This window comes from Pseudomonas sp. B21128 (assembly GCF_044218865.1).
Taxonomy (GTDB): Bacteria; Pseudomonadota; Gammaproteobacteria; order Pseudomonadales; family Pseudomonadaceae; genus Aquipseudomonas; species Aquipseudomonas iridis.
The window spans coordinates 5,002,745-5,023,180 of the sequence record NZ_CP162590.1; the positions used below are offsets into that span (position 1 = coordinate 5,002,745).

General features: G+C 56.7%; 25 protein-coding genes and 1 pseudogene. 3 read left to right on the forward strand and 23 right to left on the reverse strand.

Annotation, left to right across the window (positions count from 1 at the left end):
• Positions 1-135 precede the first annotated feature (135 nt).
• The gene (locus AB4P91_RS22530) at positions 136-2,112 is read left to right on the forward strand and encodes an acyltransferase family protein (protein ID WP_395603733.1); all 1,977 of its coding nucleotides are present in this window, start codon (positions 136-138) and stop codon (positions 2,110-2,112) included.
• A 26-nt stretch (positions 2,113-2,138) separates the two neighbouring features.
• Here AB4P91_RS22530 and AB4P91_RS22535 read toward each other — a convergent pair whose 3' ends face one another.
• From AB4P91_RS22535 to AB4P91_RS22605, 15 genes and pseudogenes are all read right to left on the reverse strand, one after another.
• Positions 2,139-2,654, reverse strand: coding sequence for a lysis system i-spanin subunit Rz (locus AB4P91_RS22535; protein ID WP_395604995.1), 516 nt, complete (start codon positions 2,652-2,654; stop codon positions 2,139-2,141).
• Positions 2,654-3,079: a cell wall hydrolase gene (locus AB4P91_RS22540; protein ID WP_395603734.1), complete on the reverse strand. Its 426-nt coding sequence runs from the start codon at positions 3,077-3,079 to the stop codon at positions 2,654-2,656. Before AB4P91_RS22540 ends, AB4P91_RS22535 begins: the two co-directional genes overlap by 1 nt.
• Before the next feature lie 62 nt (positions 3,080-3,141).
• On the reverse strand, positions 3,142-3,507 hold the full coding sequence (locus tag AB4P91_RS22545) for a phage tail protein (protein ID WP_395603735.1): 366 nt from the start codon (positions 3,505-3,507) through the stop codon (positions 3,142-3,144).
• Positions 3,504-3,833: a hypothetical protein gene (locus tag AB4P91_RS22550; RefSeq protein WP_395603736.1), complete on the reverse strand. Its 330-nt coding sequence runs from the start codon at positions 3,831-3,833 to the stop codon at positions 3,504-3,506. Before AB4P91_RS22550 ends, AB4P91_RS22545 begins: the two co-directional genes overlap by 4 nt.
• A gap of 11 nt (positions 3,834-3,844) precedes the next feature.
• Positions 3,845-4,843, reverse strand: a complete 999-nt coding sequence (locus AB4P91_RS22555) for a phage tail protein (RefSeq protein WP_395603737.1) — start codon at positions 4,841-4,843, stop codon at positions 3,845-3,847.
• A 19-nt stretch (positions 4,844-4,862) separates the two neighbouring features.
• Entirely contained in the window at positions 4,863-5,528 is a 666-nt protein-coding gene (locus AB4P91_RS22560) for a hypothetical protein (protein ID WP_395603738.1), read from the reverse strand.
• Complete coding sequence (locus AB4P91_RS22565) at positions 5,528-5,851, reverse strand: hypothetical protein (RefSeq protein WP_395603739.1); 324 nt, start codon at positions 5,849-5,851, stop codon at positions 5,528-5,530. The genes AB4P91_RS22560 and AB4P91_RS22565 overlap by 1 nt, the downstream gene beginning before the upstream one ends.
• Positions 5,848-8,974, reverse strand: a pseudogene (locus tag AB4P91_RS22570) (DUF1983 domain-containing protein). The gene AB4P91_RS22565 and the pseudogene AB4P91_RS22570 overlap by 4 nt, the downstream one beginning before the upstream one ends.
• Positions 8,971-9,369, reverse strand: coding sequence for a DUF6950 family protein (locus AB4P91_RS22575; protein ID WP_042559958.1), 399 nt, complete (start codon positions 9,367-9,369; stop codon positions 8,971-8,973). The pseudogene AB4P91_RS22570 and the gene AB4P91_RS22575 overlap by 4 nt, the downstream one beginning before the upstream one ends.
• A gap of 2 nt (positions 9,370-9,371) precedes the next feature.
• Positions 9,372-9,974, reverse strand: coding sequence for a hypothetical protein (locus AB4P91_RS22580; RefSeq protein ID WP_395603740.1), 603 nt, complete (start codon positions 9,972-9,974; stop codon positions 9,372-9,374).
• Entirely contained in the window at positions 9,974-10,558 is a 585-nt protein-coding gene (locus AB4P91_RS22585; protein ID WP_395603741.1) for a hypothetical protein, read from the reverse strand. The genes AB4P91_RS22580 and AB4P91_RS22585 overlap by 1 nt, the downstream gene beginning before the upstream one ends.
• Positions 10,559-10,577: 19 nt before the next feature.
• Positions 10,578-13,529 (reverse strand): phage tail tape measure protein, encoded by a 2,952-nt coding sequence (locus AB4P91_RS22590; protein ID WP_395603742.1) that lies wholly within the window; start codon positions 13,527-13,529, stop codon positions 10,578-10,580.
• Between the two features lie 54 nt (positions 13,530-13,583).
• Positions 13,584-13,922, reverse strand: coding sequence for a superinfection immunity protein (locus tag AB4P91_RS22595; RefSeq protein ID WP_064361189.1), 339 nt, complete (start codon positions 13,920-13,922; stop codon positions 13,584-13,586).
• A 90-nt stretch (positions 13,923-14,012) separates the two neighbouring features.
• Positions 14,013-15,056: a phage antirepressor N-terminal domain-containing protein gene (locus AB4P91_RS22600; RefSeq protein ID WP_395603743.1), complete on the reverse strand. Its 1,044-nt coding sequence runs from the start codon at positions 15,054-15,056 to the stop codon at positions 14,013-14,015.
• Positions 14,954-15,190: an Arc family DNA-binding protein gene (locus AB4P91_RS22605; RefSeq protein ID WP_395603744.1), complete on the reverse strand. Its 237-nt coding sequence runs from the start codon at positions 15,188-15,190 to the stop codon at positions 14,954-14,956. The genes AB4P91_RS22600 and AB4P91_RS22605 overlap by 103 nt, the downstream gene beginning before the upstream one ends.
• Positions 15,191-15,230: 40 nt before the next feature.
• Here AB4P91_RS22605 and AB4P91_RS22610 point away from each other — a divergent pair, with 40 nt between their 5' ends.
• Positions 15,231-15,626, forward strand: coding sequence for an Arc family DNA-binding protein (locus tag AB4P91_RS22610; RefSeq protein WP_336352968.1), 396 nt, complete (start codon positions 15,231-15,233; stop codon positions 15,624-15,626).
• A gap of 21 nt (positions 15,627-15,647) precedes the next feature.
• On the opposite strand, the gene AB4P91_RS22615 is transcribed toward AB4P91_RS22610, so the two are convergent.
• From AB4P91_RS22615 to AB4P91_RS22625, 3 genes are all read right to left on the reverse strand, one after another.
• Positions 15,648-15,887: a hypothetical protein gene (locus tag AB4P91_RS22615; RefSeq protein ID WP_204895553.1), complete on the reverse strand. Its 240-nt coding sequence runs from the start codon at positions 15,885-15,887 to the stop codon at positions 15,648-15,650.
• Between the two features lie 2 nt (positions 15,888-15,889).
• A complete protein-coding gene (locus AB4P91_RS22620) occupies positions 15,890-16,375 on the reverse strand; it encodes a hypothetical protein (protein WP_395603745.1) in 486 nt (161 codons plus the stop codon).
• Between the two features lie 71 nt (positions 16,376-16,446).
• Entirely contained in the window at positions 16,447-17,367 is a 921-nt protein-coding gene (locus AB4P91_RS22625) for a phage tail tube protein (protein WP_395603746.1), read from the reverse strand.
• A 105-nt stretch (positions 17,368-17,472) separates the two neighbouring features.
• Between AB4P91_RS22625 and AB4P91_RS22630 the strand changes: the two genes are divergently transcribed.
• Positions 17,473-18,090: a hypothetical protein gene (locus AB4P91_RS22630; RefSeq protein WP_395603747.1), complete on the forward strand. Its 618-nt coding sequence runs from the start codon at positions 17,473-17,475 to the stop codon at positions 18,088-18,090.
• Here AB4P91_RS22630 and AB4P91_RS22635 read toward each other — a convergent pair.
• Genes AB4P91_RS22635 through AB4P91_RS22655 form a run of 5 tightly spaced genes read right to left on the reverse strand, consistent with a single transcriptional unit; the run spans position 18,087 to position 20,431 of the window.
• A complete protein-coding gene (locus AB4P91_RS22635; RefSeq protein WP_395603748.1) occupies positions 18,087-18,482 on the reverse strand; it encodes a hypothetical protein in 396 nt (131 codons plus the stop codon). The genes AB4P91_RS22630 and AB4P91_RS22635 overlap by 4 nt on opposite strands.
• The gene (locus AB4P91_RS22640; RefSeq protein WP_395603749.1) at positions 18,479-19,054 is read right to left on the reverse strand and encodes an HK97 gp10 family phage protein; all 576 of its coding nucleotides are present in this window, start codon (positions 19,052-19,054) and stop codon (positions 18,479-18,481) included. The genes AB4P91_RS22635 and AB4P91_RS22640 overlap by 4 nt, the downstream gene beginning before the upstream one ends.
• Positions 19,054-19,413, reverse strand: coding sequence for a hypothetical protein (locus AB4P91_RS22645; RefSeq protein WP_198833647.1), 360 nt, complete (start codon positions 19,411-19,413; stop codon positions 19,054-19,056). The genes AB4P91_RS22640 and AB4P91_RS22645 overlap by 1 nt, the downstream gene beginning before the upstream one ends.
• Before the next feature lie 3 nt (positions 19,414-19,416).
• The gene (locus tag AB4P91_RS22650) at positions 19,417-19,806 is read right to left on the reverse strand and encodes a DnaT-like ssDNA-binding protein (RefSeq protein WP_395603750.1); all 390 of its coding nucleotides are present in this window, start codon (positions 19,804-19,806) and stop codon (positions 19,417-19,419) included.
• 40 nt (positions 19,807-19,846) lie between these two features.
• Positions 19,847-20,431 carry a hypothetical protein gene (locus tag AB4P91_RS22655; protein ID WP_395603751.1) on the reverse strand — a complete coding sequence of 195 codons (585 nt, stop codon included), beginning with the start codon at positions 20,429-20,431 and terminating at the stop codon, positions 19,847-19,849.
• Positions 20,432-20,436: the final 5 nt, after the last annotated feature.

The window sequence follows — 20,436 nt, forward strand, 5'->3', positions numbered from 1 at the left end:
CCAAACGGTTGCGTTTTGGGGAATAACTCACCGTCGCCTACGGCACCGGGCGGTTTCCTTCGCACCAGAATGATGGCAGTATCGCCGCCTTCTGCCGCCCCACTTAGCGGCTAAGCCAAATCCGAGTCAACATCAATGACAAATCCAAATATAAAATATAGAAGAGATATAGACGGACTTCGCGCTTTGGCTGTAATTTCTGTCGTGATTTTCCACGCATTCCCAAGCCTAGTTCCCGGGGGTTTTGTTGGGGTTGATGTTTTCTTCGTGATCTCCGGTTTTTTAATTGGGACCATCCTGCTAAAAAGCATTGATCGGGGAACATTTAGCTTCTCGGACTTTTACGCTAGAAGGATAAGGCGAATCTTTCCAGCCTTAACAGTTGTACTAATATCATCATGGGCTATTGGCAAGCTTATACTGCTACCGGAAGAGATGACCGGCCTATCAAAACACGTGATAGCAGGTGCAGGATTTGTAGCGAACTTTGCCTTATGGTACGAAAGCGGTTATTTCGACACTTCAGCTGAGCTTAAACCTTTACTCCATCTGTGGTCGTTAGCTATTGAAGAGCAGTTTTATTTACTATTCCCCATAATACTATGGGCAAATTGGAAAATGGGTTTAAGTGCGATAAAAACGATCTTAGTGATAGGAGCAGTATCACTTGGATTAAATCTATACTTAATCGACATAGATCCAGATGCCACATTCTACTTGTTGCCGACCCGCGCATGGGAACTCTTGGCAGGAACATTGCTAGCCTGGGCTTGCCTCCAGCCTTGGTGGGCTTCAGGATCTGAAAAACGCCAATTGCTCAATAATGTATTGAGTGCTTCTGGGCTTGGATTGATAGTATTCGCTGTGTTCAGTATCAAGGCCAGTGATCACTTTCCGGGGTGGCGTGCGATACTTCCTGTTCTTGGTTCGGTCCTGCTTATAGCTGCTGGGCCTTCCTCCTTCATCAACAGAAAAATTTTCTCAACACGTGTAGCTGTAGCTATCGGTCTTATCAGCTTTCCGCTGTACCTCTGGCACTGGCCTCTACTCGCGTTCGCTCGCATTGTGCAGAGTGAAACCCCTAGCATCGAAATCAGAGCGGCGGCGGTAGCGGTGTCAATCTTGTTCGCGTGGGCTACTTACTCGGTGATCGAAAAACCTCTTCGAGCAGGGGCTATAAGGCTTCCACGCCAAACACCTGGCTTAGCAGCTCTGATGATGGTTGTCGCGATTGGTGGGTTTGCTACATATAGGTACCCCACCGCCTCCCAAAACATCGATAATGAAGAATCTCAAAATATCGAGAAAAACATCGCCGCTTCCATTGCAAAATGCACAAGTCGATTTCCTGACTGGTTAACCATGACTGACAGCCCATGTAAGATTAAAGATGGCGCTTTCACCAGTGCAGTCATAGGCGACTCCCATGCATCACACCTATTTGTTGGGCTTAGTAGTTACTCATCGGACAATCAGGGTATAGCTGTTTTCCCAGCAAGTTGCGCGGCCCCTTTTTACGATACCTCTACCGCACAGAAAGACAAGCGAGCAACGAGGGTTCGCGAAAATGCATACCGCCTGATTAATCAGGCATATGATTACGTTGTAAAGGATGAATCCGTAATTAACGTGCTTCTAGCTCATAACCCGCGCTGCTCTTATGAAGATGCAATAGACATTGCAAACCCTTCCGAAGTTAACTTTAGGAAGGTTTTGGAGAATGGCATGAGAAGATCATTCCAAATGCTATCAGATGCAAATAAAAACGTCGTTGTTGTTCTGGACAATCCAACGCTTCCATTCGATCCTTCGGCATGTAGCACAAGACCGTTCAGAATCACTGCAAAAGATGATGGCTGCGCGTTCCCAAGGGACGTATATGACAAAGACGGAGTGTACGTCGCATATAAGGAAATCGTGCAGCGAGTCGCAAACGATTTTAGCAATGTACAAATAATCGATCTATCTTCGCAGCTATGTGATAGCAATAGCTGCTACGTGGCAAAGAGCGGTAAGATCCTTTATAAGGACATTAACCATCTTTCCTTTTTTGGGTCTCAATACGTCGCACCGTACATTCTAAAATCCTTGGTCGCACAAGAAGAAAACTAGCGGGGTTTGCAATGCCGGCGGCGAGATCAATCCGAGATCAAACGTAGCTCATTGACATAGGCTTGGCACGCGCGCAGCGCTATCAGTCCGCGGTCACCTTCACCGGTGATGGCGACAATTCGTTGAGCATGCGCTGGGTCAAGTCGGGCTCGTAGGGCTGCATGATCCACGCCGCTGGAGCCGGGGGTGGTTGGCACGCCACAGGCCTTGGCAGCGTCGGTTGCGTCGATGAGGACTGACAGCCGGACATCAGCAGTGGCAAGGCGATCGCGCAAGCGATCTTGGTTCTTTTGAGCATCGGTCATTTTCTCGAAGTGGTTTTTCTCGCGGGCCGCCAGTCGCTGCTCTAGCGCCAGGCGCTTATTCTGCTCGGCCTGCTGCGCGGTCGCCGCGACCTGAGTCAGTTGATTGAGCGTTTCGGCTTGCAGCCGCGCCTGATCGGCCAGCTGCTTGCCGTAGCGCCAGTCCTGAAACTGCCAGACACTGCCGGCGCCGATCAGCACCAGCACCATCACGCCGATCGTACGCCAAGGCACGACAATCACGGGACATCCTTGAAGAAGACATGACCGCCCAGTTTCAGGGTCTGCTTCGCTTTCGCCGCCCACCCTGGCGGCTTCTTCATGCTGAGCGCGTAGTAGTGCGTGGCGCCGCCGGTAGGGTCTGGCACCTTGCCGTCGATCACCTGGTCAGCAGCGATACGACATTGCGCCAGCTCGCGGAACGGGATCTGCTTCACGCCGATCAGGAACTGATAGTTCGGGTCGGTCTTGTTCCAGCAGCTGAACTGGTACTTGGCCTGGCAGACACCAGCGTAGCCCTCGCCCCACCACGACTTTTCCTTGCCGTCGAACACGCGATTTCGGATCGTCCAAGCGACGGCCACTTGGCCGGCCGTTCCTTCCCCGCGCGCCTCACCCCACAAGGTGCGGGCGAGGATGTCGCGGTCTCTTTCGGTAACGGTCATAACTTTTCTCCAGGCAAAAATAAACCCGCTCGATGGCGGGTGCGTGCGGTGACATCAAGGCGCTAAATCAGGTCGGCAACCCGTGCTTCTGGACTGGCCGCAATCGTTGGGATCGCTGGCTCAACCGGCCAGACCGGCGCGGCGTACCAGGTAGGCTGCGCAGTGACTTTGCCTAGCGCGAACTTATAGCCCTTCCAGGCTTTCAGATTGATCAGCAGCGCCGCCTGCTCAGATTCGTCCTCTTCAGTGGCTTCGCCGGCGTCGATCCCATATCCGAGTGTGTCTACCCGATCTTGAATGCGCGCGATCTGCACCACCGCGAAACTGTTACGAGCCGCCAACTCAATCTTGGATGCAGCGAGCGCCTCACTCGCCGCGGCGGCATCCTTCATTGCCTTGGTAATTAGCTTGCTCCAATCAATGTTCATTGGGTCATCTCCACGGTGACGACCGATGTCGGTAATGGTTGCGGAAGCTGCACGACACCATCCGGAACGTTTAGCAGTGGCACAGGGAAAGCTTGCTCCGGACTGAAGTTCGCCGGCAGCGGAAGACGCAAGGTCACCTCTATGGTGTCGCTGGTTTTGATCACGGCGTCAGCGAACCAGGTAGATGCAATTGCCTCAAGCGGAAGCGTGTCGCCATCGCCGATGTTGGTGAAATCGAAGGGCTCGCCGTTCAAGATCAATGTCGCGCCCTGCTTAATCACACTCAGCTCTTCGTCTGAACGGATTGGTGAAAGATTGATGATCATGAGTTCTCCCATTAATACCAGCGACCAAAGGCCAAAAGGCGCGATGCGCGACCGGTTCCATCACTAAAGAATGCAATGCGCGCCCAAATCACACTCGTCGGGGTAGCTGGCGTATTCAATCCGATCACGCCTTTGGCCGAATTTTGGGTCCCCACAACCACCGGTTCTGATCCGGCCACGAATGCTGCGGGGAATGTCCATGTCGAGTCCGCACTTATCCAAGCGTTGCCATAAACTGTGGTCGCACCGACCGCCCCTGTAGTGCATGAACAAAACTGAGTTCCGTCGGCGAGGCGCACCCAGTAACCGTTGGTGTTTGAACCGCTCTCCACAACATTGCGCCCAGCAAGCTGTAGACCCGTTGGTACGTTCAAGACCCCTGCGTAGGAATAGGTCATGAAAGGGCCGCCGACGGTGTTGTTTTGATTCACCGTCCGCCAGCTGAAACCACCAGTACCACCACCCATGTTGCAGCTGAAGGACATAGCTCCGGACAGGCCGCTTCCGTTGTTCTCGTTCCACCCGACGTAACCTCCCCCTGACGCGGTAAAGGCTGTCGATATCACACGCAGCGCATTGAACACTGGCGAATACCCTCCCCCCGCCGCAGGCATAGCGCCCAACCCTGCCAACAGCTCAGTGTTGTTGTTCACAGCGATACCGGTACCGCCCTTGTACAATGGCAGGGTGTCGTAATTACCAGTGGAGCCAAGTGCCGCCATCTTCGGGCCGTAGGTATTGACCCAACTCCGCACCTCGTCGCCCAGGCCCTTCTGATATCCCTGAATCGGCGCTACTGCGTAGCTCGCGCCGGAGACGCTCGGCCCAATGTACGCCGGGATGATCGAAATCACGGTATCGCTTGCGACGTTGGCGAGTTCGTACTGGCGACCGTCCGGGCCGATGAACGCGTCACCGATACGGGTGTTGGCTGCAAACGCAGTTCCGACGCCGGTGATAGTTGGTGAATTTTGGGTAACAGAAACCGTGCCCAATCTGTGCCAAGGCATAATGTGATCTCTATATTAATTAAGCGCTGATTTTTGCGAAGATTGCAGGAAGACTGAAAGCGTAAGGATTGTTTATAGCTGTAGTAGTAAACCAAAGCTGAGAAAGAGAGAAGTCATAAACAACCCCGCAAATCCTCCCAACATTGTCTCCAGAAATCATTCGCATACTGGCATTATTAATCATTAGATATTCATCACCGGAGTAGCTAAACGGCGAGGAATACCAATTTGTATAATAACCTTGAGCATCAATTGTAGACTTTACGTAAGTCCAGTTCTGAAAGAACCTTGTAAACACAGCTGCCTGAGTTCCACTATCGAATAGCAACTTTCCGTTGCCGTCCCACAGCCTCATGCCATACAACGCAGTCGCCGAAGCTGCAAACCCAGAGACAAAATATTTTCCTGCTGGGTTGTAGTTGACGGGTCCCGTAATGATCATTCCTGTCCAGTTACCTGGTGATCCTGAAATGCTGCAGCCGATCGTTACGATCCCCCCGTTGCTGTCGGGCCTTACGAATACCATTGGCGGTTCTTGCGTGGAAATTGCTGGGCTAAAAGAAACTACCGCAGCGCCCGACGCGCCTGAATATCTTCCGGATTGAAGCACGCACAATCTTGCGTACTCCGAATCGATGGAAATAGCGCCAGCATCATTGATTACAGTAAGCCCGTAGCCCGCCATCAATACCACCTCATAACAATCAACCGCATCTCACTCCGTGAGATATTGGCCCCTGCATAGCCGTTAATAAAATTTCTAACATAGGCAACACCATCCGCCATTTCAGTCTCAAGCTGACGATCGCTGGAAGACGGCGTGCCAATAGGCAGAACAATCGCCACTGCATTATTGGGATTACATCCAGGTACAGAAAATTGCTGAGTGGCTTTTCCTTGTGCACCCGCGAACGAGACAACGGTTGAAATCACTATTCTCCATGTTGCTGTGTCTGTATTGAACTGGAGCTCGCCATTGGGGCCCCACATTCGCAGCCCATAACTCATTCGTATTGATCTCCAAGCTGTATTCGCTTTACGTTGTTGTTATCCCAGAAACGCAAAGACCGATGGGTTTGCATTGAGCGCCCTTGCCCGGGAACCGAACCATTTATTTCGAAGGTGCCATCGAAATTCAAACGCCAGCCAGTGGAGCCGGGCTGGTAGTTGCTGGACTGAATGTAGCTCCCGATTTTTGCGTTGGTGATGCTGCCGTCCTTAATGAACGCTGCATTCATGAACACTTGGCCGTTCTCAACCGCAAATGGCACCGACATACCGCCACCAAGCAATGCTATTGACGACGGCGAATCGATCGGCGGCAACGAGAAACTGGCTCTGCAGGCCCGCTCCGGTGTTCTCAATACCCAGCCCGATACCGGCCGCAACGTATTGACCATTCGCGGTGACCTGCATCTTCACTGACCACATCGTCGACAACTTGCCTGCCGTATCCGCATATGCAGTCGCGGTCTGTTGAATCGCAGCAGTGTTCTGCTGAATCGCTGAGCCGTTCTGCTGGATAGCTGAGCCGTTCTGCTGGATAGCTGAGCCGTTCTGCTGAATGTCAGATCCTTGCTGCGCGACAGACACGCTCAACTGACCTATCTGCGTTGCCGTCGCTGAGTTGGTGGTGGTTACCACCTGTGTCAGCTCGGTGATGTTTGCCGCATTCGCAGCGACTTTTGCATCAAAGGTTGTGAGCCGTTGTGCAGTTGCCTCCGCCTCTGAGGCGCGCACCTTGCTTTCCGCAGCAATCGACGCTGTGCTGGTCCACCCTTTCATCGCATCCGCCAGATCACCGCTTCCGTCATCCTCGCGGGATGCTGCGCGCAGGGTTTGGGTCGCCGCCGCCTGAGCGGTGACTACGCCGTCTATTTCATTGATGTCAGCAGTGTTGGTCGCCACCTGCTGAGCCAAGCCATTGGCTGTCTCCACCGACTGCCCGACGTCTATCCAATATGTCGGATTCGGTGGCGGCGTCTGCACCGGTACCGCCTTCGCCGCCTGATAGACCCTGCCGTCAACAACGATCATCTGCCCCTTGAGATAGGTTTGCTCTGGCTTATAGCCCTTAAGCCCGTCCAGCGCATCGATCTGCGCCTGTAGACCAGGGATCTTCTCGATTTCTGCTAGAAGATCCTCGCCGAGTTCTGTCTCGGTGATCTTGCCGGCAAGCGCCGCCAGATAAGCCGAAACGTCGTTCGAAGTCTGAGCCGGAACATAGAGGAAAGAGCTCTTCCCGTAGGCGTTGGATGAGCGGACGAAATAGTAGTAGTTCGTCCAGAACCCCAGCCCGGTGTGCGTAAAAGAAAGTCCCTGCCCCAGATACTCGGCATCAGCAGAGGTGGCTGTCGGTGACGTGCTGAAGAAGTACTCGTAGGTGCCTCCGTTCAGCCCGTTTTGCGAGTTGCTCGGAATAAGCACGATGCTGTCGATAGAAGACTGCACCACGCAGCTTTCCGGAATGGGTGGGCCATTGATGCTGACGGTGATCGTCACCTCGCGCGATCGGGCCATGGGCCCTACGGCGGCCACGCTCATCGTGTAGTTGCCCGACGGCAAGCCATTGATTGCACACTCTGTCGAGGTTGACGGCACGTTGTGCGACTGAATCGCTGTCGTGCCCTGGCGCACGATCACGATGTATTCCTTCACGATGCCGCTCGGCGGCAGCCAGGACAGAACGCCCTGAATTACTTCCGCAGTGGTGTCCTGTGTCCACGTGAGATTGGTAGGGCTGCCAAGCCCGCCGGAAGGCAGGTTGATAAACCCGATCGGGTTATACGGCTGCCCCACCGCATCATCAAAGATTGCCGGCTCGTATTGCTTGACCTGGACCGTGCACCCCTCGCGATCGCCCATCGACCAATCGGAAACGATGAACTCGCCAAGGATGTTCAGCGACGGGAGGTTCACCCGAACGACGCGGCCCGGCCGGCAGTTGTAGCCGGCGAAATTCATCGGGATGCTGATTGCGCCACCGGCTCGGCGTCGACGCAGCTCCATGTTCGCCAGACGCTGCGCTTGGTAAGGATCGGTGACATAGGAGTAGGTCAGCGTCTCCGCCGCCTCACCGCCATCCTCAACGATCCACTCGGCTACGCTGACCTCGGGATAGTCGGTTTCCGTCCAAGATTGCGAAGGGTCGATGAACGTTCCGCGAACGGTGTTGATTGCTGAGTCGTTGGTTGGCTCAGTGCTACCCGTGACGGTGCCGATCACCATATCTTCGGTGATTTCGAAGTCGTACGGCCCGTAGTAGGCCCCGGCCTGGAACATCCAGCGACCACCAACTCGGATCAGGTGGCCACCAGCAGCGGCTTCGAGCTTCTGCAGGACTCCGGTTCGCTGCTCGTCTGCACCGATCACGCAACCGCTGCGGTAGCGCTGGCTGGTAGAGCCGTCCGCATTGGTGACGGCCTCATCGCACACGTTCGCAGCACTCGCGAAAGTTTCGAAAACGATTTCATCGTCAGGAACCCCGCAGCGGGCGCGGAGGTACCACAGCAGATGCAGCGCAGTGTTTGCGCTGTAGCCCGCCGTGTTGCTCCGGGGATCGTAAATGTCCTTACGGCCGCGCACGACAAAGCGAGTGTCGGGGATGCCGGACGGGAACTTTTCGGCGCTGTAAAAAAGAGAGATGCGGACAAAGGACAAACCACGACCGATCTGTGAGTCTTTCCAGTCCGGGCAGTTGGCCTTGAGGAATGCATTCACCTGCGTCGGCTCGACGACGAGCTCGTAGGTGGCGAAAGGACCGAACGCACCAATTTCCTCTTCGCCAAGGTAGATGTTTTCGAGGGCATCGATCGCCCCTTCGCAAAGCACGTACACCAGATGCAGCCATTCGCCCTCCCCTTGATCGCCAGCCTGCTCCTGCGCCCACACCAGCACGCCGCCGGTGGAAACGCGTCCAAGGATGTAGCGCACCGGCGCCTTCGAGGAGCGTACGGTCTGGGCAGACGGCTCGTTGTCGCGCAGTGGCGACTTGGTGTTGAGCTTTTCCTGTTGCTCGGCAGCGTAAAAGGCAAGCGCTGCGCCAGCCACAGCACCCCAGGGGCCGCCCTGAGCAAAACCAACCACCGCGCCGATGACGACTGAAGCGAGTTTCTTAACGCCGCCGCTCATTCAATTCTCCACGCGGCCAATGGCTCGCACTCAACCCGAGCCGCACCGTCATCGGTGGCAGCCCAGTAATCCCCAGCCCAGAAAACGGCCATGCTTCGGCCGCCGGGTGCGTCGTACAGCACGACGTCGCCGCGCTGGATGAAACCCAACGGCACCCGGGCGAAGTGGACATCCCACGCCGCCTCAAGGCTGCCGTGCTGCTTCTTCAGTTGCCGCTTCGCACCGGTTTCCGTCGTGTACTTGCCGCGGTAGTTCTCCGCCGGATCGACACCACACACCGAGGCCGTGCAGTCTGCAGCGAACAGGCAGCAGTCAAATTCGCCCCATGAAAAAGGCCGCTCTTGGGCGGCCTTGATCGTTTCGTTCAGGCGGGTTGTCCAGTCTCGGTAGCGCATGGCTAGCTTCCATAGGTGAATGTCGGTGCGTCCTTCTTCGAGCCCCAATAAATGGGCCACTCGGACATTTGGGCGATGGCGTAAAAGAACCGGTCACCCTGATGGCGCGCGCGGTGATTTTCATCGGTAAATCGTTCGGTACCGGTGCGGCTCCACTCGGCCATGCGGTCGATAACCGGCACGGTGATGCTGTTGCCGTCCTCGCCATTGCCGGCAAAGGAGAACTTCGCCGCGTCCATGCGACCAGAGAACAGAATGTCCGCCGCGTAGTTGCCGACCTCGTCGAACACCACGAATATGACTTTTGCCATTCGCCCGCGACAGCCTCGGACGTTCGTCTCGGAGAGGATGTAGGCATCCAACCCGCTGAGCGTCAGCTCGACCGACATTGGCGAGCCGGAGTTGTCGCTCTCCTGCGATTGGCTCACCTGGCCGAAGTTACCCACGCCGAGGTAGGTGATGCCATCGACCACCAGATCACCGGTACCGGTGTGCGCGAAGACCATGCCGTCGACGAAGTCGAGCTGGACCGCGTAGACCGGCATGAAGCGGCCGGTCGCAATGATGTTCACAACGCTCTGGCTGAACGGGAATGCTGAGGGCATCAGAAGGCCTCCCTGAATTGGTAACTGCCGTTCGCGATCACCGGCTTGATGGACATCGCCCAGGTGTCGGTGGTCATGCGCATTTCCGAATACGGATTGAGGTACTCGACGGCGGTACCGGCCGTGAGCGTCCTGCGGATCCGCTTGTTGAGCGACACCGTCACCCTGCCCTGCGCGTTCGCCGACGCTGCATCGGTGACCTCGAACATTTCGCCAGCGATGGTGATGTAGTCACCAGCAGCAAACACCGCAGCATTCACCGGCGCGCCGCCGATGACCATCGACCGCGCTTGCGCGTTGCCGGTGACCACTGAGAGCGCGCCGACGCTGTTGGTGCGCCGGCGGGTGAAGGCCGGCAGGTTGAAGGTGCCCATCATGCCGTCGAGCTTCCCGAGGAAAGAGGTCAGCTGTCGCTCCTCCTCTCGGGTCAGCAATCCGAAGGTCAAGGTGCACTGCCAGTAAGCGCCCGGGTAGCCGACGATCTGCTGGGCATTCGAGAGCGTCGAGGTGAACGCCCTGCTGTTGTTGACGATGCCCCACGTCATTTCTGACGGGCGCAGCGAAGCCGGCCACGTGAGAGCCATGCAGTACTCCTTAGATTGCTTAGCGCCGCGCGATCAGCTGGCGGATGGTTCCGTTCATTTTCAGGTCGCGCACGACCAGCTCGTAGCCGCCCTTAGCACCCTGCATCGCCGCCTCGCGCACCATGTTGACGGTGGCGTCATCTGGTGTGCCTTGGAAGCTGAAGCTCTGCTGGATGACCGGCGCAGTGGACGAGCCCGACGAGATCGGTACGACATTGGAGGTCGATGCCGCAGCGGTAGCGCCAACGTAGCCGCCATCTGCGTACCCTTTGGCGTTCGCGTTCATGCGCTCGAGGAATTCCCGTGCGCCTGGCTGGCTCACTGCTTCCTTGCGGACAACGAACTCGCCGCCGTGCACAACACCCTTCGGCTCGAACTTGCCGCCGTCGCCGGTATAACCGCCGTCGGAGAATCCGAACTTCGAGCCGTAGCCAGCGGCGGATGCGCCGAGCGTGGAAGACGTCGCGCCGGCGGATCCGGCTGCGAGGCCATTGCCTGCTGAGGCGCCGGCGGTCAATCCGCTGAAGATGGTGCCGAAGATGCCCACCGCCGCCTGCCGCACCTGGATGCGGATCAGGTCGGCGATGATGCCGTCCGCCAGATCCTTGAACGACAACTTTCCGGTCTTCACGAACTGGATGATGCCGTCTTCCATGTTGCTGAAGGCGTTGGTGAACAGGTTGCGGGTCTGGCCGGCGACGTCTCGCGCCTGCTCAGAGTAGGTCTGAAACGCCGATGAAGCACCAAGCGCCCAGTCCGATTGGGCCTTGTCCACATCCGTGTAGTATTGCTGCTGCATGGCAAGACGGGTTTGCAGCGCTGAGCGGAGTGCATCAGTCTCTTCGCTGTACAGCTTTTCGCTGATGCGCCCCTCGTTACGCTGCTGCTGCAGAGCATCCATCTGCGACTGGTACTGCTGCTCGATGCTGAGTTGTTCCTGCAAGCGCTGACGCTGCTGGTCGCCCATACCCATGCCGGCGAGGTTGTTGTCCAATCCCGTCTGTGCCTTTGCCAGCTGGCTGGACAGATTGGTCTGGAATGCCGCGAGCTTCTGCGTCTCCTCCGTGGAGATCTTCTTGAGCTGGTTTTCCTTCTCAAGCGCGGCGTTCTTTTTCAGCTGGGCGGTGATCAGTTCCTGGTTCGCGATCAGAGCCTTCTGATCGGCCGTCAGGATCTGCTTGCCCTTGATATCGGCAAGTTCCTGCTCCCACTTCACCAGCGCCTGCCCGGCGGCGCCAAGCTTGTCGACCTCGCCCTTCTGCACGCCGATCAGCGAGTTCTGCTGTTGCAGCACGGCATATTGCTGGCGGGCCTGATCAAGCGCCTTCATGCCGGCGTCTTCGCGGTAAGCCTTTTCCTTCGGCTGGCTCTTATCGAACCTTGCCTGGATATCGGCTACTTCCTTGTCGATCACCGCCTGTGACTTGCCGGCCTCGACACCGACTTTCCTCGCTTCGGCAATTTCCAGCGCCAACTTCTTCTGATCCGACATGTTCTTTCTGGTGATCGAGCTCCACTTGCTTTCCGCGTCGATACGCTCTTGGTTTTTGCGAGTGGCCTCTCCCTCGGCTAGGGCATTTTGTTGTGTTACCCATAAACCAAGCTTCATCAGAGAAAGTCTTTTTTCCAGCGCCTCTGTTGAATCATCATTCTCACCATCGGCCAGCCCGAGCATTCCGTTGAGCTTGCTCAGCCCAGTGGATAAAGCGCCAGTTACGCCCCCTTCCTGTCGGGTTTTCAGAATCCGCTCAATAATTTCGATCTGCTTGGCGCTGTCCGGAAAAAGCTCGCCCTTTAACTGGCTGTAGGCGCTGCTTATTGCTGTGCCGATGCTATTCCATCCTTTCTCAACAGCCGATAAAGACTCCTGATAGCGCTTAAGTCTTGCTTGGGCATTTTGATTGAGCGACTCACTTAGAGCGTCGAGGGCTTCCTGCTTTTTCCCTTGGGCGTCCAAGCTGGTGATCAGTTCGTACTGTGCGGCCGTGAGAAGCCCGTACTGGGCGCTAATTTTCTCGGCAGCCTTAGTCGCGTTCGAGCCCAGATCGCCTAGAGATTTAGCAACTTCCGCCGCGCTTTTGCCTGTGAATTCGCTGATCGAAGTCGCCGCCTCGGCGAGATTTCTGAATTGAACCTGGCTCAATCCACTGCTGGCGGCGAGCGCTATCACTGCCTCCTTCGCCTGAGAGAGGCTTCCCGTTAAGCTCGACGCGTCCTTTGCTATCGACGACAGGCTAGATGCTGTCTGCCCCGAACTGGCGGAGCCCGAAAATAATGCTTTGTTGAAAGCGCTTGCTTCCTTCTCTGCATCGTAATAAATGGCTGCTAAGCCACCGACAGCTGCAGCGGCGACAGTAAACGGGTTTACAAGCCCGACAATATAGCCACCAAGAGCTTTCGCAGCAGGGCCAATACCACCGAACATATCTTTAAGCTGCCCCCCCTGCTGAAGCAGAACGGTTAACGGCGCCTGGCCTGCCTGAAGGGAAACCGCGATGTCAGTGAATTGCGCGGGCACGCCCCTAAGCGCTGCGGCGGTGGCCTTTGCTGTCATTCCCGTCTTGCCCAAATCACCATTGAGGTTTTTCAAGGCCGAACGCTGCGCTGATATGGCAGTGGACTGATCCCGAATGATTGCTGAAAACTCCTTGTAGCCCGCCTCCCCAATATCGCCTCGCTTGAACGCCGAAGCCAATTCAGCTTGGCTTCTGGCGAGCTCTTGCTGCTTCTTCCGCAGAGGATCCAGCCGACCCAGCAGCTGCTCAACTTCGTCCCGGTAGTAGCCGTAAGACTTGCGGGCGCCATCAGCGCTTTTTCCTGAATCGCCTATACCAGCCGCGGCCTTGGCCATCGATCTCTGTGTGGGAATCCCGAGGGATTCAAGCTCTTCCAAAGCCTGACGAGTGTCCGCTGCCTTTTTCTCTGCGTCCCGACTATCGATCTCCAAAACGAGGCGTGACGTTTGGGTCATGACTTTCTCCAGGCATAAAAAAACCCGCCGAAGCGGGTTATTGAAATTATTGAATCAAGACTGCAAAAGCTTCGCCTTCTCGGCTTCAAACTCAGCCTCCGTCAAAACCCCCTTTTCCTTCAAGGCTGCAAGTGTCTGTAACTGGCTGATACGAGTATTCGGCTCGTCAGCAGTGGCCGGCGCTGATTTCGCTGGTTGTTTGAAAGCTGATACCGACCAAATCAGGGCTGCCAGCCATCCAATGAAGGTCCATCCCAAGAACAGGTTCAGTAAAAAGATTCCCGTTCCGTTCGGATGATCCCGTTTTGCCGCGATGAAAGTGGGGAGGAAATAAGCGATGAAGGCGATCGCCAATAGGATAAATCCAGTTATCGGGCTCGATGGGTCAGACATGGTGAATCTCCCTGTAGATGGCAGCAATCTACCACCATCCGCCGGAAGCGCCAAAACCCCGCTGGTGCGGGGTGATGGGTGAAAGCTTTGTCAGGCTGCTCTGTGCTTAGACCTCAGGCGCAGGTTGCTCAGCGCCGCGAGGGCGAACTCGAAAAGGTCGTCAGTAGAAATCGGGATGTCGCCAGGGATGTGCGCGATGCCCTTCAAAAATTCCTGGCTCGACAACACATAAGCGTCATCAGGAATCCGCGTGATCTGTTGCTCACCTTTGTGATTGAAGCTGAGCATATAGCGGCCATCCTGGCCGACATCGAAATACGGCTCTGCTGGTTTTGGCAGATACTGGCCTTCGATGGCATATGCAGCAACGAAATTCATCGCTGATTCAAGCTTTTCAGCGGGAATGTCTTCCCCGCGCACGACGCTGAAGGCTTTGTGTACCTGCGACCAGATGTGCATGCGCGCGCTTTGTTTAGCACGCTTATCGAGGCGGCTGATTTTCCCGTCGATCACAGCAGACAGGCAGTGAAAGCCGTCGGAGCCGATGGTGGTTCCGATCAAGGTGTAATTAGTGTTCGCTGCCAACTCGACAGGCGTATGGATCTTGTTCCAATGCAGCCACAGCACGTCATCGCACTCGTTCTGAAAAGCGATCACGCATTCGCGCAACTCAGGCCGGACCTTGCTTGCATGAATCGACATCAACCAGCCCGGCAGCTTTCGCAACGGAAGACATGCCATTTCGTACTGCTTGCCGTCGACACCAGTTGTCACGATCATCGTGATAACTGAATTGAATCGTCCCGATGTGAGTTTGGCGTGCTGCGCCTGCCATGCCAGGCCCATGCCTTCAACGACCGGCTTCATCGGCACGAATGGCTCGCCACCCTTCTCAACCAGCAACAGACTGGCTGAACGGAACGGGATGACATTCGATACCGCTGTGCTAATATTCGACATGACGATTTCTTCCTCGAAGTTGATCTCGTTTTCCGAAGCCTCAGTGTTCCCGCACTGGGGCTTCTTCATTTTCAAGCTACTGCTTGCTCTTTCTGCCTCTTCGCCGCCGTCAGCCAATAAACAATTTCGGCTGTCTGGGATCGGCAATTCTCCTTCGCGCTTTGCTCTACCCACTCCTTGACCTCCTCTGGCAACCTCAAATTGAATTGCGGATCTTTCCTGCTCATCAGCTTTCTCCCTCTATAGCATTTTGCTTGGTTTTCATTAAAGCACTTTGCTTTATTGCCGTCTATAGCAAAGTGCTTCATCCTTTTACTCGTTTTACTTTCAGTGAAAGGCGCCAACCAAATGAGCCGTGTAGACCTTCAGGTCAATTTTCGTATGCCCGCATCCCTAAAGGATGAGCTTGAGGCGCTCGCCAAGCGAAACCGGCGCTCTCTGACTGCTGAAATCGTTGCTCGGCTAGAACGCAGCGTTGGCGAGCCTGACGAAATGGGAATCAGTGACAGGGATCGGATGAACCCAGAGCACGCGTTCTTTCAACAAGACTCCGAGCCAATGCCAGTCACGCCCCGCATCTCTAGGGAGCGTTTATTGGCATCGCTCGATCAAGACAGCCCCGTCACCAAGAAGGACCTTAACTCAGCGGTAATGGATGCCATGCTGAAGGTTCTTGATGCATGGCAGGAGGGAGCGGCGTCGCCGAAAGGCCCCAAGCCTCGCAAGAAATTTCCGAAGGAGTAGGCCCAACTTTAAGCTAGGGCGTCACTCCTCATCCCCAGCCAGGCACACCGCATCCAGCGCAAACATCACATCATCAATCTCATCGCGCGGCAGCGGCGACGGATGCGACTCCAGCCAGTCAGATATCTCCCGCGCCGACAGCGGCAACGGGAAGGCTCCGGCCATCCCGGCGATGTACCGGCGGCCGCGAGACACGTTCCGGTACAGGTTGAGCAGATAGGCGGTGAGCGGGTCATTCTCTGGCTCGCCGGGGATCGCCATCTTCAGGCGCGAGTAGACCGCCCGGCGCTTCTCGCTTTCCCCGCCCCACTCTTGCTCCCACTCGAAGCGGGCGACTGCTTTCCCACCGACTCGGCTCGCTCCTCGGCGGCATCGTTGGCAGCCAGCGCGCCTTCGCGCAGGACAAAGATGAAGAACTCGATGTTGTTTTCCAGCAGCTCAGCAGCCACTGCTGGGCTGTATTTGATCGGGTTGCCGTCGGCATCCAGCACGCCTTCCCAGTCCTTCACGATGAAGTGGCTGAGCAGCATCGCGTGGTTCTGGTGCTCGGTCATTTCGCCGGCGACCACGCCCACCTGGCCTTCTTCAAACCGCGCGTCGTTGCGCACGATCCGACGGCGCATGCGCTCGAGGGCGACTTGATATTCAGGGTTGTCGATGCTGGCCAGCAGGATCTTGGTATCTTCGTCGAACTTCGCCCAGCGCTCACCGGCGATCGCCGGCTTCTTCTTGCCCAGTTGCAGAGCCATTTCAATTCCTCAACGCCACGCCAATAAAAGGGCTCCCCCGGCCGGCGTTTGAACCGAGGGAGCCAAAGGGTTTACGGGGTTGGATCAGCCGCTTCGCGGGTGATGGTCGGGCTGAGCTTCGCAACGGTGTAGTTCAGCGTGACCTCGATCAGGTCGCGCTTACCACCGTTCGGCAGCTCGCCGTCCACTTCCACGGCCGGAAAGTTGAACGTGTACTTGTTGCCCAGCGAGTCGGTGATCGGGAAGACAACTGCGATCGGCGTCCGGGTGAAGGTGTTCTTCCAGATCTCCCAGGCGCGCTTCGACCAGGCCAGCGTGATGCTGCCGGTGACCGCCGCCTCGGTGGCGATGTGCGCGCCTGGGCCCAGACGATCAGAACCAAGGCAGCGCTGAGTCTGCAGGCTGTTGTCCAAATTCACGGTCATGGCCGAGACGCAGGCCACGCCTTCGAGCGACTGGCCGTTCACAAGGATCGTGCCGACGTTGTTGTTCGACAGGAACGGGGTGGTGGTCGGCGCATTTGGCGAAACGACAATCGGGGTGTCGCCGTCGGTGTAGTCCAGGCACGCCATGTTGAACGTGGCGGTCACCTTGCCTTCCGACGGGATGTCGAGTGCGAAGGTCGAGACGTGCGCGCCCTTGAACACGCCGTAGACGCCGACGTCGTTGTAGCCCTTGGCGATGCTGAAGGTGTTGCGGGTATCGCCTACGCGCAGCACGTCAGCCGTCCACACGCCGTAGAAGGCTGCTTCGAGCAGCTGGTCGAACGAGCCAAACGAGAACTCGGCCGTCAGATCGCCGCCGATATCGATGCTGGTGGCCACCGAGCCTTGGCTCAGGCGGGTGTCGGTGATTTCGTCGCTGACTTCGGTGTTGACGGTCGGGGTCAACGCGTTGCCGGTGAGGCGCAGCGTGTCCCAGGTGCCGACGGGGGTAACGCCGGGCGTCACCTCCTTGATGATGTGGCTTACAACTTTTGCGCCAGAGCTCATTGGAGCCTCCTATTCGCGGGCATAAAAAAACCCGCTCAAGGCGGGCAATTCAATGTCGACGGTTGGGTATGGTTCTATGCTTGAAAAGGAGAGTACTGATGACTGATGATTACCAATCGCCATCAAGAAATGGAATTTTCCATGGAATTTAGTGTTATTTACGCAACGATCACGGAATTGTTTCCATCGGCAGAGTTGTGCGCGGCCTACGCAGGTGCTGCCTCAGCAGTTTTTGCAGCAATAACCATTCGATCAACCGCAAAAGCAAGAAAGAATGAAAGATTGCTCGGCGATGCCGTAAGAACACTGGAGCGGTCATTTATCGCGCTAGTCAACCAGACTCCCCCTGGACAAATCCCACCGAATGACAGGCTTGGATGGCTCACATCTGCAAGACTCATAGAACAGTACAAGGATGCGAAAAAACTAATTAACGACGCCGTCATACTCAGAGAATGCCAAAGTCACGAAGAGCACTGGCGCCATCAGTTCTATCTCAGACTAGAGAGCCTTGCCGGCGGTAGCTTGGAGTATTACTCCAAGGGTGGAAGTGTCGAATGCATAAATCAAGTATCCGCGGTCATAGTTCACTCCTTCGCTGACTGGGAGAGAGGGAAGGAAGACCCTCTGAAAAAGTACAAAGATGCGCAGGACGCCGTTACCAAACTTAAGCCTTTAGATAACTGGTTCAGGCTGCACCAATACTGCGGCACGCTCCGCTAACCTGCTCGAAACCGGATGTTGACGTTGATCTGGTAGAAGCCCTCGAATTCACCGGCCACGACTTGGCTGGCTTCCATGCACTCAAGGTCGCCGGATTGCCAGTAAGCGAAATGCTCTTCGAGTTCGTCTGCGAGTTCGTTGATCGCCTTGGTTCCAGTTCGCACTCGAGAAAAACACTGGATACTGATCTGCCCGGGCTTGCGGGTGTGCGGCCGGTCAGCCATGCCAGCCATGAAGGCTGAGGCGTACTGGATATTCAGCCGGCACCAGAGGCCGGTCGCCGGTGGTGTGAAAACTTCCGGCTGGTTCGGGTAATCGATCCGCTCCTGGTCAATGCCGGTGAAGGCCACCATGCGCGCGGTGATGAGCGCTCTGATATGCTCGAAGGTCATTTGTAGGCCTCGGATACGCCGATGAACGCGAGGTCATAAACCCCGCCGGGTGCCTGAGTGGAATGCCCCAGCTCCAGCATCTCGCCGTAGGGGCTGTTCGTTTGGATGTAGATGACGGGAAACTGGCCCGATGCCTTGATGAGCATGCTGCCCTTGCTGATCGTTTCGCGGCCGGAAGGGTCGACGTTATCAGTCACGCTCATGTCGGGCGCGCCGATCGATACCAGGTGACTGCCTCGGAACGTACCGCCGATGTAACCCTTCCCCGCCGCCTGCGCTTTGACGAAATAGTTCTCCTCGCGCTCGCGCTTGGTCAGCTTCTTGAAGGCTCGGCCACCGGTGCGCGCCGCGTTACGTGCGTCGACGTTCGCGTCATACGCATCCGCCAACGCCACGTTCTTCGTGCGCAACGCCACGTTGGCCTGCCATAGGTCAGGGTTGCCGACCGGCGAGCGGTTCACCACTTCCGCGAGCATGGCGGTCGCGATGACGCGCGCCATCTGGGTGATGTCCTCGCCAGCCTGATCGGCGAAGTCCGTGAGGCTATGGCTCCAGCCCGCCTTGTTCGTCATCAGACTTTCCTCAGCTGGATCTCGTAATGGGCGCCGGCCGGGTCGGTCTGGACGTTGACCACGTCGAAATCGTTGATCTTGTGGCCGATGTCCGGAACACCGCCGATCGTTTCGTTAGTCAGCGCGATCAGCAGCTGGTCGGTGGCGCGGATGTTCACGCCATCGACCTGAGCAATCTTGAACGCGTCGAACACGCCACGACCGGTGTAGGCGATCACAACAGGGTCGCCCGCCGCCTCAGTGACCGGATCCCACGTTCCCGGCAGCGTCACGCCACCGCTGAATGGCTGCACTGCGTCCGCCAGATCAGTGTCGAAAGCCTCGGCCAGATCCGCCTGTATCTCTTCACGTAGACCCATGGGTCACCTGTACACGTTGAAGCTGAAGCCGCTGGCACGCCATGGTGCGAGCAGCCCCAGTGCGAACTGGACGCCATCGGGCAGCGCGGTAGATTTGGTGGTGTCGATCGAGGCGAACGTCTTGCTGGTGGTCACCGAACCGGCCTTCACCGTCTTTGCCTCCAGCGATCCCTCGGTCTGCTGCTGGTACAGCTTGCCCTCAGAAGCGACGACCGCCAGCTCGGCGCCGGCCTGCTTCACCTCTTCAGGGATGGCGTCCATATCGACACCGACCAGGCTGAGCGAGGTCATATAGGCATTCGCCTGCAGCACCGCCCGGGCCTTCTTGTCATCTGGAGCCCACGAAGCCCCGAGGATGGCGTCAACGTCCGCCACGGTGATGTAGGTAGCCATCAGGCCTCCGCTTGAATGAGTGGGGCCGAAGCCCCGGGTGTTACTTGTTGGCCTTCAGCAGCGCGAGCAGCTCAGGCTTCGAGTCGTTGACCTTGTAGGCCACGCCCTTGGCGTCGAGCTGTTCCTTGATCTGCACGACGGTCAGTTCGTCGAGAGATGAGCCATTGTTCTGCGATGCAGGAGTCAGCCGCGCGACGTCTTCGCGGAGCGATTCAACTTCACCCAGCAGCTCATCACGCTTGCTCTTCAGCGAGGCGATGCCTTCGTGAATGGAGTTCAAGGCATCAAACAGGCGAATCGGCAGTTCGCCGGCGCCGGGATGCTCCAGCGGAGCAAGACCTTCAGCCGCTTCGATCAGCAGCACGATGCCGTCGCGCTCGACATTCAACTTGTCGATCAGCTCCTGCAGCGCTGCGCCATCAACACCGCCTTGGCCGCCGATCACCAGTACCGGCACCGGGGCAGCCTGTCGCAGTGTCACTTCAGGCACATCGACAGCTTCGCCCTCGCGGTCTTCGGTGACGTTGGCATCAACGATTCGCAAGCCGCGCTCTTTCGCCAGCGCCTTCACGTTTTCCCGGTACTGGTGGAACGGGCCGGGCAGATACCAGATTTTGTTGCTCATGATCA

Bases quoted from the DNA above. Each gene is read 5' to 3' on its own strand.
- AB4P91_RS22625 (WP_395603746.1), bottom strand. From the start codon at position 17,367: ATGAGCTCTGGCGCAAAAGTTGTAAGCCACATCATCAAGGAGGTGACG.
- AB4P91_RS22640 (WP_395603749.1), bottom strand. From the start codon at position 19,054: ATGACGAACAAGGCGGGCTGGAGCCATAGCCTCACGGACTTCGCCGAT.
- AB4P91_RS22555 (WP_395603737.1), bottom strand. From the start codon at position 4,843: ATGCCTTGGCACAGATTGGGCACGGTTTCTGTTACCCAAAATTCACCA.
- AB4P91_RS22615 (WP_204895553.1), bottom strand. From the start codon at position 15,887: ATGGCGATCCCCGGCGAGCCAGAGAATGACCCGCTCACCGCCTATCTG.
- AB4P91_RS22580 (WP_395603740.1), bottom strand. From the start codon at position 9,974: ATGCCCTCAGCATTCCCGTTCAGCCAGAGCGTTGTGAACATCATTGCG.
- AB4P91_RS22590 (WP_395603742.1), bottom strand. From the start codon at position 13,529: ATGACCCAAACGTCACGCCTCGTTTTGGAGATCGATAGTCGGGACGCA.
- AB4P91_RS22650 (WP_395603750.1), bottom strand. From the start codon at position 19,806: ATGGCTACCTACATCACCGTGGCGGACGTTGACGCCATCCTCGGGGCT.
- AB4P91_RS22635 (WP_395603748.1), bottom strand. From the start codon at position 18,482: ATGACCTTCGAGCATATCAGAGCGCTCATCACCGCGCGCATGGTGGCC.
- AB4P91_RS22595 (WP_064361189.1), bottom strand. From the start codon at position 13,922: ATGTCTGACCCATCGAGCCCGATAACTGGATTTATCCTATTGGCGATC.
- AB4P91_RS22645 (WP_198833647.1), bottom strand. From the start codon at position 19,413: ATGGGTCTACGTGAAGAGATACAGGCGGATCTGGCCGAGGCTTTCGAC.
- AB4P91_RS22560 (WP_395603738.1), bottom strand. From the start codon at position 5,528: ATGGCGGGCTACGGGCTTACTGTAATCAATGATGCTGGCGCTATTTCC.
- AB4P91_RS22610 (WP_336352968.1), top strand. From the start codon at position 15,231: ATGAGCCGTGTAGACCTTCAGGTCAATTTTCGTATGCCCGCATCCCTA.
- AB4P91_RS22655 (WP_395603751.1), bottom strand. From the start codon at position 20,431: ATGAGCAACAAAATCTGGTATCTGCCCGGCCCGTTCCACCAGTACCGG.
- AB4P91_RS22565 (WP_395603739.1), bottom strand. From the start codon at position 5,851: ATGAGTTATGGGCTGCGAATGTGGGGCCCCAATGGCGAGCTCCAGTTC.
- AB4P91_RS22530 (WP_395603733.1), top strand. From the start codon at position 136: ATGACAAATCCAAATATAAAATATAGAAGAGATATAGACGGACTTCGC.
- AB4P91_RS22550 (WP_395603736.1), bottom strand. From the start codon at position 3,833: ATGATCATCAATCTTTCACCAATCCGTTCAGACGAAGAGCTGAGTGTG.
- AB4P91_RS22575 (WP_042559958.1), bottom strand. From the start codon at position 9,369: ATGCGCTACCGAGACTGGACAACCCGCCTGAACGAAACGATCAAGGCC.
- AB4P91_RS22545 (WP_395603735.1), bottom strand. From the start codon at position 3,507: ATGAACATTGATTGGAGCAAGCTAATTACCAAGGCAATGAAGGATGCC.
- AB4P91_RS22540 (WP_395603734.1), bottom strand. From the start codon at position 3,079: ATGACCGTTACCGAAAGAGACCGCGACATCCTCGCCCGCACCTTGTGG.
- AB4P91_RS22585 (WP_395603741.1), bottom strand. From the start codon at position 10,558: ATGGCTCTCACGTGGCCGGCTTCGCTGCGCCCGTCAGAAATGACGTGG.
- AB4P91_RS22620 (WP_395603745.1), bottom strand. From the start codon at position 16,375: ATGGCTCTGCAACTGGGCAAGAAGAAGCCGGCGATCGCCGGTGAGCGC.
- AB4P91_RS22605 (WP_395603744.1), bottom strand. From the start codon at position 15,190: ATGAAGCACTTTGCTATAGACGGCAATAAAGCAAAGTGCTTTAATGAA.
- AB4P91_RS22630 (WP_395603747.1), top strand. From the start codon at position 17,473: ATGATTACCAATCGCCATCAAGAAATGGAATTTTCCATGGAATTTAGT.